General features: G+C 62.7%; 11 protein-coding genes. 4 read left to right on the top strand and 7 right to left on the bottom strand.

The annotated features are described in order from the left end of the window. Positions 1 to 22: 22 nt before the first annotated feature. The gene (gene pssA, locus JNA92_RS17075; RefSeq protein WP_241805840.1) at positions 23 to 1,351 is read left to right on the top strand and encodes a CDP-diacylglycerol--serine O-phosphatidyltransferase; all 1,329 of its coding nucleotides are present in this window, start codon (positions 23 to 25) and stop codon (positions 1,349 to 1,351) included. 83 nt (positions 1,352 to 1,434) lie between these two features. Continuing rightward, the gene (locus JNA92_RS17070) at positions 1,435 to 2,601 is read left to right on the top strand and encodes a GGDEF domain-containing protein (protein ID WP_241805839.1); all 1,167 of its coding nucleotides are present in this window, start codon (positions 1,435 to 1,437) and stop codon (positions 2,599 to 2,601) included. A 227-nt stretch (positions 2,602 to 2,828) separates the two neighbouring features. Here JNA92_RS17070 and ppnN read toward each other — a convergent pair whose 3' ends face one another. Further along, complete coding sequence (gene ppnN, locus JNA92_RS17065) at positions 2,829 to 4,202, bottom strand: nucleotide 5'-monophosphate nucleosidase PpnN (protein WP_241805838.1); 1,374 nt, start codon at positions 4,200 to 4,202, stop codon at positions 2,829 to 2,831. 50 nt (positions 4,203 to 4,252) lie between these two features. Further along, positions 4,253 to 5,314, bottom strand: coding sequence for a YeiH family protein (locus tag JNA92_RS17060; RefSeq protein WP_241805837.1), 1,062 nt, complete (start codon positions 5,312 to 5,314; stop codon positions 4,253 to 4,255). Between the two features lie 110 nt (positions 5,315 to 5,424). Between JNA92_RS17060 and JNA92_RS17055 the strand changes: the two genes are divergently transcribed. After that, on the top strand, positions 5,425 to 6,294 hold the full coding sequence (locus JNA92_RS17055) for a LysR family transcriptional regulator (protein ID WP_241805836.1): 870 nt from the start codon (positions 5,425 to 5,427) through the stop codon (positions 6,292 to 6,294). Between the two features lie 142 nt (positions 6,295 to 6,436). On the opposite strand, the gene JNA92_RS17050 is transcribed toward JNA92_RS17055, so the two are convergent. The 3 genes from JNA92_RS17050 to JNA92_RS17040 form a co-directional block, all read right to left on the bottom strand. Continuing rightward, positions 6,437 to 6,727 carry a general stress protein gene (locus tag JNA92_RS17050; protein ID WP_241805835.1) on the bottom strand — a complete coding sequence of 97 codons (291 nt, stop codon included), beginning with the start codon at positions 6,725 to 6,727 and terminating at the stop codon, positions 6,437 to 6,439. Positions 6,728 to 6,907: 180 nt separating this feature from the next. Next, entirely contained in the window at positions 6,908 to 8,107 is a 1,200-nt protein-coding gene (gene pncB / locus JNA92_RS17045) for a nicotinate phosphoribosyltransferase (protein ID WP_241805834.1), read from the bottom strand. After that, a complete protein-coding gene (locus JNA92_RS17040; protein ID WP_241805833.1) occupies positions 8,104 to 8,754 on the bottom strand; it encodes a nicotinamidase in 651 nt (216 codons plus the stop codon). The genes pncB and JNA92_RS17040 overlap by 4 nt, the downstream gene beginning before the upstream one ends. Positions 8,755 to 8,892: 138 nt before the next feature. Here JNA92_RS17040 and JNA92_RS17035 point away from each other — a divergent pair, with 138 nt between their 5' ends. Continuing rightward, complete coding sequence (locus JNA92_RS17035) at positions 8,893 to 9,597, top strand: NUDIX hydrolase (RefSeq protein WP_241805832.1); 705 nt, start codon at positions 8,893 to 8,895, stop codon at positions 9,595 to 9,597. Positions 9,598 to 9,894: 297 nt separating this feature from the next. Here JNA92_RS17035 and feoB read toward each other — a convergent pair whose 3' ends face one another. After that, positions 9,895 to 11,721 (bottom strand): ferrous iron transporter B, encoded by a 1,827-nt coding sequence (feoB, locus tag JNA92_RS17030; protein ID WP_241805831.1) that lies wholly within the window; start codon positions 11,719 to 11,721, stop codon positions 9,895 to 9,897. Next, positions 11,721 to 11,960, bottom strand: coding sequence for a FeoA family protein (locus tag JNA92_RS17025; RefSeq protein ID WP_241805830.1), 240 nt, complete (start codon positions 11,958 to 11,960; stop codon positions 11,721 to 11,723). The genes feoB and JNA92_RS17025 overlap by 1 nt, the downstream gene beginning before the upstream one ends. Positions 11,961 to 11,976: the final 16 nt, after the last annotated feature.

Below are 11,976 nucleotides of genomic sequence, written 5' to 3'. Positions count from 1 at the left end.
TGCAGACAGAAGGTGAAACTATTTGAACCCCGAATCCATGCTGGCGGCGCTGCCGGGTTTCGCCATCGCGCCGCAGGCCATCCAGGTGTTGCCCGATGCCGCGGCCTATCGCACCTGCTTGCTTGAGCGCATCGGCGCCGCGACCCGGCGCATCGTCATCGTCGCCTTGTACTTGCAGGAGGACGAGGCTGGGCAGGAAGTGCTGGATGCCCTGTACCAGGCCAAAGCGGCGCGGCCGAGCCTGGAGATCCTTATCGTGGTCGACTGGTTTCGCGCACGCCGTGGCCTGCTCGGCGCCGGGCGCCAGCCGGGCAATGCCGCCTGGTACCAGGCCCAGCGCCAGTTACGTGGGCTGGACGTGGTCATCCATGGCGTGCCGGTGCAAACCCGTGAGCTGTTCGGCGTACTGCACCTCAAGGGCAGCGTCATCGATGACTGCGTGATCTATACCGGCGCCAGCCTGAACAACGTCTACCTGCACCGTTTCGACCGCTACCGGCTGGACCGTTACCACCTGTTCCAGTCGCCTGCGCTGGCTGATGCCATGGTCGGCCTGGTACGCCGGCTGCTGCACCACACTGCGACGCCGCGGCTGGACCTGCCGGCGCCACCGACCAACCGCAGCCTGCGCGGCGATATTCGCCGCTTGCGTGCACGGTTGCGGCGCATGGCGTATGACGCACCGGCTGCCGTTGCAGGGCAGGGCATGCGGGTGATGCCGTTGCTCGGGGTTGGCCGCGGCAACCCGCTCAACCGCACGCTGTGCGCGCTGCTGGCCGCGGCGCGGTCGCAGATCATCATCAGCACGCCTTATTTCAACCCGCCCCGAGTATTGATGCGTGAGATCGACCACGCCCTGGAGCGTGGCGTGCGGGTGGAACTGATCATCGGCCATCGGACGGCCAATGACTTTTATATCGCGCCGGGCGAGCCGTTCAGCGCCAGTGGCGCCTTGCCCTACCTGTACGAGGACAACCTGCGTGCGTTCGTCCGGCGGCGCCATGCCGGCATCGTCAGCGGCCAATTGGTGGTTCGGATCTGGAGCGACCCTGGGCACACCTTTCATGCCAAAGGCGTCTGGGTCGATCAGCGTTACTCGTTGCTGACCGGCAACAATCTCAACCCACGCGGGTTCAACCTGGACCTGGAAAACGGGCTGCTGATCGACGACCCGCTGGGCGAGTGGACGGTGCCGCGGGAGGTGGAGCTGGAGGGTATTCGCCGGCATGCCCCGAAGATCGACTCGGCGCAAGCATTGGGGGTCAAGGCCGAGCACCCCAAAGAGGTGCGCAGGTTCTTGCGCCGCTTGCGTTACAGCCGCCTGGAGCCGTTGATCAAGCGGGTGTTGTAAGGCGTTTTTTACCTCTCTGAAAAGTCATGGCAAACGAATACAATCAGCCGTTTTCCACGTTAACCAGATAGGCCAAAACTTTCATGGCGCTTGATCCACCCACGATGCTGACCATCACGATCGCCCTGGCTGCCGCTGCAGCCTTGTACCTGGCGATCGAGTGGCGCAGCGTCCGCGAACCCTCGCTGCTGTTCTGGAGCGCGGGTTTCGCTACCATCACCGTCGGCTCCACCCTGGCCCTGCTGCGCGGGATCGGCCTGCTGTTGATCGGTATCTGGTTCGCCAACGGTTTGCTGGTGGTAGCGCATGCGTTCTTCCTGCTGGGGGTGCTGCGCTTTACCCAGACCCGCCTGTCGCGGGCCTGGCTACTGATCGTCGTTGCCTGGTTCGCCTTGCTGCTGCTGCCCGTAGGGCCACAGTGGTCCAAGGTCATGCTGATGGTCAACTCGCTGTTGGTGGCGCTGCTCACGCTCAAGGCCAGCCTGCTGTTGCGCCCGCACGGCAAGTCGCTGAGCGTGGGGGCCGTGCAGTTGCGGTATGTGCTGCTCATCCATGGCCTGTTCTATGTGATCAAGGCTGGCATCGCGGTGACGCCTGGCACGCTGATCGACCTGGCGACCTTTGGCGGCCTGATCATCCAGGTGTCGCTGGTCGAGGGGGCCATGGCAATCATGCTGATCGCCCTGTCGATGACCGGTACCGTGCGTTATCGGCGTGAAGAGCGGATCGCCCGGCTCGCTGCCCGCGATCCGTTGACGGCGCTGTACAATCGCCGCGCGCTGGAGGTCCGCGCCACGCCCCTGTTCAAAGACGTGAGCCCGGCGCGGCCTGGGGCGCTGCTGCTGATCGATATCGACAATTTCAAGCTGGTCAACGACCTGCATGGCCACGCGGCCGGCGACCGGCTGCTGGTCACGCTCAGCGAGATGATCCGTGCGGTGTTGCCAGAGCGGTCACTGGCGGCGCGGCTGGGTGGGGATGAGTTCGTCATCCTGCTCAGCGATACCAGCAGTGAGCGGGTGGTGGAGCTGGGTGGCGTTTTGCGTAGCCAGTTCCAGCAATTTGCCGAGCAGGCAATGCCGACCCCGCAGGCGGTGACCCTGAGTATCGGCGCCAACCTGTTCGACCAGCCACCGGCAAGCCTGGCGGCGTTGATCGAGCAGGGTGATGTGGCGCTGTATCAGTCCAAGCGTGGCGGGCGTAACAGTATTCGCCTGCTCGAGCGCAGCGAGATGAACCCCGCCAGGTAGCGCGTCAACCGGCCCTTACAGGTGCAGTCATCCCAATGCCAGTGAGTCAGCTTCATTAGGGCTGCTACGCAGCCCATCGCTGGCAAGCCAGCCCACCGGTGCGGCGGGGGCTTCAACTTACTGGACTGCCTCAATACATTGGATTAGTGCCCAACTTCCTGGAGGCATTCCCCATCATTGTGGGAGCCGGCTTGCCGGCGATGGGCCGCAGTGCGGCCCGTTTTTCTTCAGGTCACAACCTGATAGCAAGGCACATACTCCGCGCCACCCGGCAGCTTCATCCGGTGCTGGTCGACGAACGCTTGCAACAGGTGCCCCAGTGGCTCCAGAACCGCACTGTCACCGCGGATCTGGTACGGCCCATGCTGCTCGATCAGGCGGATGCCCTTGTCCTTGACGTTGCCGGCAACGATGCCGGAAAACGCCCGACGCAGGTTGGCGGCCAGTTCATGCGGCGGCAGGTCGCGGCGCAGGGCCAGCTCGGCCATGTTGGCGTGGGTCGGGTCGAACGGGTGCTGGAAACCGCCGTCGATCTTCAGCAGCCAGTTGAAGTGGAACGCGTCGTTGCGCTCTCGGCGGAACTGCTTGACCTCCTTCAGCCCCTCGACCATCTGCCGCGCCACCTCGGCCGGGTCATCGATGATGATTTGATAGTGGCGCTGGGCGGCCTCACCCAGCGTGGCGCCCACGAAGGCATGCAGTTGCAGCAGGAACGCCTCGGCACTGCGCGGCCCAGTCAGCACTACCGGGAACGGCAGGTCTTGGTTGTCCGGGTGCATCAGGATGCCGAGCAGGTAGAGGAATTCCTCGGCAGTACCGGCGCCACCGGGGAAGATGATGATGCCGTGGCCGACACGTACGAAGGCTTCTAGACGCTTCTCGATGTCCGGCAGGATCACCAGTTCGTTGACGATCGGGTTGGGCGCCTCGGCGGCGATGATGCCCGGTTCGGTCAGGCCCAGATAACGGCTGCCGTGCATGCGTTGCTTGGCATGGGCGATGGTGGCGCCTTTCATCGGCCCCTTCATCACGCCCGGGCCGCACCCGGTGCAGATGTCCAGCTTGCGCAGGCCCAGTTCGTGGCCGACCTTCTTGGTGTACTGGTACTCCTCGCTGCTGATCGAATGGCCACCCCAGCACACCACCATTTTCGGCTCGACGCCCGGGCGCAGGGTGCGGGCGTTGCGCAGCAGGTGGAACACGTAGTCGGTGATGCCCTGGGAGGTTTCCAGGTCGATGCGCTGGCTGGCCAGCTCGCTTTCGGTGTAGACGATATCGCGCAGGGCGCTGAACAGCATCTCGCGGGTGCTGGCGATCATTTCGCCATCGACGAAGGCATCGGCGGGAGCGTTCAGCAGCTCCAGGCGCACGCCGCGGTCCTGCTGGTGGATGCGTACCTCGAAGTCCTTGTAGGCCTCGAGGATGGTCTTGGCATTGTCGACATGGGCGCCGGTGTTGAGGATGGCCAGGGCGCACTGGCGGAACAGGGTGTAGAGGCTTCCGGTGCCGGCTTCACTCAGTTGCTGGACTTCACGTTGCGACAGCGTCTCCAGGCTGCCTTTGGGGCTGACGGATGCATTGATGACATGGCGTTGGGGCATCTAAGTCTTTCCTGTGCAGGTAAAACATCCTTCTTTGACAACACCATAAGTCATGCGAAGAGCTTTTGCACACCCAGCGTAATCGCCAGCCCGCCACCGAGCAGCCACAGGTTGAGAATCGCCCCGGTCACAAGCGCCCGCGGGCCGGCCTGGCGGATCTGGCTCAAGCGTGTCTCCATGCCCAATGCGGTCATGGCCATGGTCAGGGCGAAGGTGTCCAGGCTGTTGACCGCTTGCGTCACGCTGCCTGGCAAAACCTGCAGCGAGTTCACCAGCACCAGGGCGAGAAAGCCGAAGGCGAACCAGGGCATGGCGATGCGACCGTTGCCTTGTGCCTGGCCCGGCAGGCGGGTACGGCTGATCCAGGCGCCCACCACCAGCAGCACGGGCACCAACAGCATCACCCGGGTCATCTTGACGATGGTCGCGACATGCGTGGCCTCGGGGCTTACATTGCTTGCCGCGCCCACCACCTGGGCAACCTCATGCACGGTGCCGCCCAGGAACAGCCCGGCACCCAGGGTGTCGAGGTGCAACCAGCCGCTGTTGATCAGTAGCGGGTACAGGAACATCGAAAGGGTGCCGAACAGCACCACGCTACCCACGGCCATGGCACTCTTGTGCGGCGCGCTGCGCAGCGCCGATTCGAAGGCCAGCACTGCCGCGGCGCCGCAAATCGCGCTGCCGGCGGCGGTCAACAAGGCGGTATCACGGTCCAGTTTCAGCAGCTTCATGCCACACCACAGGCCGACCAGCAGGGTGCTGACCACCACCAGCAGCGATACCGTGAGGCCTGCCCAGCCGACTTCGGCGATTTCCTGCAGGCTGACACGCAGGCCAAAGAACGCCACCGCGATACGCAGCAGCCCGCGGGCAGAAAAATTGATGCCCGCCGCCCAACTGGCCGGTACGCCATCACGCAGCGCGTTGCCATAGAGGGCACCGGCGACGATGCCGACGATGAGCGGGCTGATGCCCAGCTTGGCGATGAAGGGCAGGGCCGCCAGTTGGGTGACGGCGAACGCGAACAATGCGACGAACAGGATGCCGTTGAGCCGCCCTCGGGTAGAGAGGGTAGGGGCAAAGGCAGGGTTGGAAGGTACCGTGGCCATGTGAGTCCTCCGGACAGTGGATCGACAAGGCCTACTTTAATTTGGTTATAAGCTTATAAAAAATCGTAATTCAGGATGGCAAATATCCGTGTAGCTGATATTTTGCATGGATGACCCCGGAACAACTGATAACGTTCGCCACCGTTGCCGAGCATGGCAATATCAGCCATGCGGCGTTGGCTTTGCACTTGTCGCAGCCGGCTGTCTCTGGCCAGCTCAAGCTGCTGCAGGACGCATTCGGCGAGCCTTTATACCAACGTGCCGGCCGCGGTGTGCGGCTTACCGCGGCCGGCGAGCAGCTGCTGGCCCATGCCGAACGCTTGCGCGAAACCTTTCGCCAGGCCCAGGCACTGCGCGACGCCATGCGCGGGCTGGAGCGCGGCACCTTGCGCATCGGTGCCAGCACTACGCCCGCCAGCTACCTGCTGCCTTACTTGATCGCCGACTTTCACGCGCAGTATCCCGAGGTGCAGGTAAGCACCTTGCACGGCAACACCGCAGAGATCGTGTCGGCGCTGGGCAGTGTGGACATTGCCCTGATCGAAGGCCCGCCCGGGCAGGAGTTGCCATTGGGCACCAGTGTGACGCCGTGGCGCGAGGACGAGATCGTCGCCATCGTGCCCAGCGGTCACCCGTTGGCCAACCAATCGCGCCAGACACTGGAGGCCCTGGGCAGCTTCCCGTTGGTGCTGCGTGAAAGCGGCTCCGGAGTTCGGCAGGTTGTCGAGCGGGCGTTCGCGCGCAGTGGCGTGGCCATGCGCGTAGCATTGGAAATCGCCGGCGTCGAAGGGGTGAAGGAGGCGGTGCGGGCAGGGATGGGCATCGGCTTCGTTTCGGCGATGTCGATCAGGCATGAGGGTGGCGCCTTGCAGCGCTTGCACATTGGCCCACAGCCGTTGGTCAGGCATTTTTCCATTCTGCTGCCACACGCGGCAACGCCGTCACGGGCAGCGGCGCGGTTCATGTCGCTGTGTACGTGACACCCATGTAGTGAAGGTTGCTTGAAGTTGCCTGAGTTGGCAGTCAGCTGGTGTCTTCGATACGGGATTGCTGAATGGCTGGATGCGACCGCGCTGTACAGGTTAACGGCCAGGGCGTTCCCTCCGCCCTGGCCTGTGAGGATCAGCGATCGTCCTTGTTCATGCCGCTGTCTTCTTCGTCATCGAGTTGTGGGTCGGAATCCATACCTTTCTCAACATCGGTGTCGGCGCGGCTACCAGAGCCATGGCCGCCGGTTGCTCCTTGCTGAGCACCACCCCCTGAACGCTGCGGATCGTTTTCCCACTGGTCATCGGGCATCTGGCCGCCTTGACGTCCCTCTTCCCATGCTTTGTTCGGGTCATTGGATACCTGGTCCGGGTTGTGTTGGGGAGTGCCGCCTTGTTGTCCACTTTTGCCTTGATCGTTAGCCATGATCTTGCACCTCGTGAATTCACACAGAAAAGGCTGTGTTTAATTCCGACGCTGGGTGCAAGGCACTCGCTCCCTCTACTTTCGTATTAACCGACGGGGTGCGCGAATGAATGTGAAGCTAGATGTATTGCGCCGTAAAAGCCGCTTGGCCAATAGGCCGGGCGGTGGACATGAGCGTGTTCAGGCGACGTTGAAGACATGCCTCAGGTACGCCACGAAGTTCTCATCGCGGCATTGAGTCTTGCCTGGGCTGTCACTGATCTTGGCCACCGGCGCGCCGTTGCAGGTCGTCATCTTTATCACCATGTTCATTGGCTCGACGCCGGGGATATCGCAGGTCAGGTTGGTGCCAATGCCAAAGCTCACATTGATGCGACCGTGCAAGGCCCGGTACAGCTCAAGTGTCTTGGCGAAGTTGAGCCCATCGGAAAATATCAGCGTCTTGCCTTGCGGGTCGATGCCTAATTGCTCGTAGTGGGCGATGGCCTTTTCGGCCCAGGCCAGTGGGTCGCCCGAGTCATGGCGCAGGCCATCGAACAGCTTGGCGAAGTACAGGTCGAAGTCGCCCAGGAACGCGTCCATGGTGATGCAATCGGTCAGCGCGATGCCCAGCAGCCCACGGTATTCGCGCACCCAGCACTCGAGCGCGGCAGCCTGGCTGTCGACCAGGCGCGGGCCAAGTTGCTGGTGGGCCATGAACCATTCGTGGGCCATGGTGCCGATGGGCTTGAGCTCATATTCGCGGGCCAGGTGCACATTGCTGGTGCCAACGAAACGCCCCGGAAAATCGCGCTTGAGTGTATGTACCACGGCCTCCTGCACACGGTATGAGAAGCGCCGCCGGGTACCAAAATCGGCCAGCTGCAGGCCCGCCAACTCGTCGGCACTGGCTTGCGCCTTGAGCCAGTCCAGTTTCTGGTATAGCCGCTCGCCCACCTGTTCCATCACCACTTCGCGATAGCGGTAGCGGTTGCGCACCTCGCTGATGATCGCCAGCAGCGGGATCTCGTAGAGAATCACGTGCAACCAGGGCCCGCGCACGCGAATCGCCAGTTGCCCAGCGTCATCCAGGCCGACCTGGACATAGCGCAGATTGAAGCGGAACAGGCTGAGGAAGCGGATGAAGTCCGGCTTGATGAACGGGATTTTCTCCAGATAGGCCAGTTGGTCGTGGGTGACTGTGACGTCGGCCAGTTGCTCCACCTGATAGCGAATCTCGGCCAGGTAGGGGGCGAGGTCCTCGCCGTTACGGCAGCGAAACTCCCATTCCACCTCGGCGTTGGGGTAGTTGTGCAGCACCGCCTGCATCATGGTGATCTTGTAAAAGTCGGTATCCAGCAGGTTCTGGATGATCCGTGGGCCGAAAACGCTTTCACTCATGGGCGGACGTCCTTGATCAGAGAGAGCTGATGGTCGAGCGCGGCCTCGTCGCCGCAGAGGATGACGCCGTCTGCAGCCAGTGCGCCGCAGGCGGTAATGGCGCCTTCCTGGGTGAGGGCGCGGCAGGCCGGCAGGGACAGCAGCACCTGGAAGCCTGCCTGGCGTAGCTGCCGGGCGGTGGTCTTGACGCAGTAGTCCAGGGCCAGGCCACCGACGATCACCGCGCCAACCTGCTGCACTTTGAGGTATTCGATGACACCTGTGGAGCGCCGCTCGGCCAGGTCGTGGTAGCAGGCACCGTAGGGATGCAGGTCGGGTTCGACGCCTTTCCACACGAAGTAGTCGTAATCAATGGGGGCGGGCAGGCCGGGCAACAGTTCGAAGCCCGGCGTACCTGGCACGCAGTGGCTGACCCAGGTCAGGTCGGCATTGGCCAGCGCCAGGGGTTGCAGCATTTGCCCAGGTTCTGTGACCACCCACGCAGCATTGGCTGGGTGCGCGTCCTTGCTGCCCAGGCGCAGGTCGGCGCGTCGGGCCATTGCATTGAGGTCGGCGGCAATTTCATTGCCTTCGGGCACCGGCAATTCCTGTGGGGCATTGGCGGTGAAGCCGTTTTGCGCGTCGACATCGAAACTGGCGATTTTCATGGGGCTCTCCTCGCTGGGCTGACCATATATTCCACCTGGTGGTGTAAGTATGTCAAGTGCATATCAGGCTTGGAAAGATGCTTGCTCTAGTTAAGTGCTCTGGTGGAATATTGCGCCATTGAACAGTGGAGTCTTTTGGTGAGTACAGCCGAAGTCCTGGCCAGCGTCGATATCGTCGCTCTGCGTCTGGCCCCCGAAGCCCAGCATCTGCAAGTGTTGTTGCATCGCCGCGAGCGCGAGCCCCATGCCGCTCAGTGGGCTTTGCCCGGGGTGCTGGTCAATGGCCGCACCCCGGACACCAGCCTGCAGGCCGCTGCCGAGCGCGCATTGGGTGAAAAAGCCCGGGTGCAGCCGCGCTACCTGGAGCAGGTCGGTACTGAAGGCAACGCCTTCCGGGACCCGCGTGGCTGGTCGTTGAGCACCTATTACCTGGCCTTGCTCGCGCCTCAGCAGCAGGTCGAAGGTGACCAGTTGGCCTTTGTTGACCTGGACAGTGTGTTGGGCCGCAAGGTGCTGCTTCCGTTCGATCACAACCTGCTGGTAGAACGTGCCCGCGAGCGGCTGGCGAGCAAGACGGTGTACAGCAGCCTGCCGCTGAACCTGCTGGCCGAGAAGTTCACGGTGCTCGATGCATTAGGCGCGATGCAGGCGTGCCTGGGCCAGGCCGTTAACAACACCTCGCTGCGCAAGCGCCTGGAGCGACTGCGCGAGCTGGGTTGGGTGCGCGATACGGGGGAGAAGAATCAGCCGCGGCTCGGCAGGCCGCAGCAGTTGTATCAATATACGCCACAAGGTGATCGGCCGTTCATGTTCGACCGTAGCCTGCTGCCGGAGGGCTCATAGTGTTCAGGCCCGGCGCGTTTCACTCGATGGCCAGCGGAGAGCGACGAAAACCCTGAGCAGCCTGCGCCGCCCAGGGTGATAGAAGGCCTGCCCGTCACGGCGCTTGGTCGGAGCTTCCCTTGGTCGGCGTTGGCAGATTTTCAGCCGGTATCCTTTGCGCTGGCTGACACCCTGCAGAGCAGCTGCCACACGCGTCACTTGCGCAACCACCAGTTGCCGACGATCTCAAACGGCGCCACAGGCTGCGCGCGCAGCCGAGCAGCACGAGCGCTACGATGGCGTACTGCACCAGGAGGCTCATGAGGCGGCCCGAACGATGCTGTAGGTCAGCCACGCCATGACGTACGCCACAACGAACATGTAGCCAAACGCCAAACCCACCTGTCGCCAACTGGCAGTCTCCTTGCGGATCACCGCCAAGGTCGACATGCATTGAGGCGCGAATGCGAACCAGACCATCAGCGACAGCGCGCTGGCCATCGAGATCTGCGCCGACAACACGTGGCCAAGCGACGACACATCCTCGGCGCTGGCCACTGAATACACCGTCGCCAGCGTTGCCACCGCCGTTTCCCTGGCTGCGAAAGCCGGGATCAGTGCCAGGGTAATCTGCCAGTTGAAACCCAGCGGAGCAAAAAGCGGCTGCAGGGCTTTGCCCAGATAGCCCGCCACGCTGTAATCGATAGCGGCTCCGGCTGCACCGGCGGGGGGCGCTGGGAATGTCGAGATGAACCACATGATGACGGTGAGGGCCAGGATCACCCCGGTGAGTTTCTTCAGAAACAGATAACCACGCTCCCACAGTCTCTGGGCCAGGTCCCTTGCGCAGGGCATCCTGTAGGCCGGCAGCTCCATCAGTAGCAGCGGTTGCGCCATGGCCGTGGGCCTCAGGCGCTTGCATACCCAGCCTACGGCCATGGCGCCGACGATCCCCAGCACATACAGCGCAAGCAGTACCAGCCCCTGCAAGCCGAGCACCCCGGCTATGGTCTTGTCGGGTATCACCGCGCCTATCAGAAGGGCATACACCGGCAAGCGTGCCGAGCAAGTCATCAGCGGCGCTACCAGTATGGTTGTGAGCCGGTCGTAACGGTCGCTGATGCTGCGTGCCCCGATGATGCCCGGGATGGCGCAGGCAAAGCTCGACAGCAAGGGGATGAACGAGCGGCCCGACAGGCCCACCCCTCGCATCAGTCGATCGAGTATGAACGCTGCGCGGGGCAGATAACCGGACTCCTCCAGAACGAAAATACAGAAGAACAGCACCAGAATTTGCGGCATGAAACCCAACACGGTGCCCAGGCCGCCGATCAACCCGTCGCACAGCAACCCTTGTAGCGGGCCGGCAGGTAAAAGGGTACGGGTCAGCGTTGCCAGCAGGTCGAAACCGTCAGCGATGGCGTCAGTGATGGGTTTACCCACCAGGTAGACGCTTTGAAAAACCACCAGCATGACCGTCAACAGCACTAAAGGGCCCACCAGGGGGTGTATCAGCCATCGGTCAATGGCATCTACGCGTGTATCCCCCACCTGCGGGGTTACCACGCAAGTGGCGAGAATCTGACGAACCCGGGTGTGCAGGTCCTCTTCCATCGGTACCGCTGCAACCTGGTGTTCGCAGGGTGCATCGAGCGCCTTGAGCAGCTCGTCAGCCCCGTCGCGATGAACGGCGATGGTTTGCACGACAGGCGCATTCAGCGCCGCTGATAGCTTGCGGGTGTCGATGCATATGCCGCGCTTGCGTGCAGCATCGGCCATGTTCAAGACCAGGATGATGGGGATGCCGTAGCGTTGGACTTCAAGGACAAAGCGCAGGTGCAAACGCAGGTTGGTGGCGTCTACGACGCACAGCAGCAAATCGGGGCGAGCCTCGCCGGGGTAGTCGCCCTGAAGCACGCGCAGTGTCACCCGTTCATCGTCGCTTACGGCAGACAGGCTGTAGGTGCCCGGCAAATCGAGAACCCGGCATGCGCGGCCTGACGCTGTGCGAACCACGCCCTCTTTGCGCTCGACCGTCGCGCCAGCATAATTCGCCACCTTTTGCCGCGCACCGGTGAGCACGTTGAAGAGGGCTGTCTTTCCGCAATTCGGATTGCCGACCAAGGCTAAGCGGGTCCCGGACATCAGACGGCGACCTCCACCACGATGCGCATGGCTTCATTGCGGCGCAGCGCGAAGCGGGTGCCGGCAACCTGTACCAGAATGGGGTCTGCTCCCCACGGTGCGCGCGCCACTACCGTTACAGGTTCACCGGGGACAAATCCGATATCCTGCAGGCGCTGGCTGAGGCAGTCAGAGGTGTCCGCCTTCAGAACCTCGGTCACGAACGCTTTTTGCTGATGCGGCAAATCGCACAGATACATCGAACTACCCATGATG

The organism is Pseudomonas putida, from assembly GCF_022627325.1.
In the GTDB taxonomy this organism is placed as follows: Bacteria; Pseudomonadota; Gammaproteobacteria; order Pseudomonadales; family Pseudomonadaceae; genus Aquipseudomonas; species Aquipseudomonas putida_X.
This window is presented reverse-complemented; position numbering and strand designations above follow the sequence as displayed.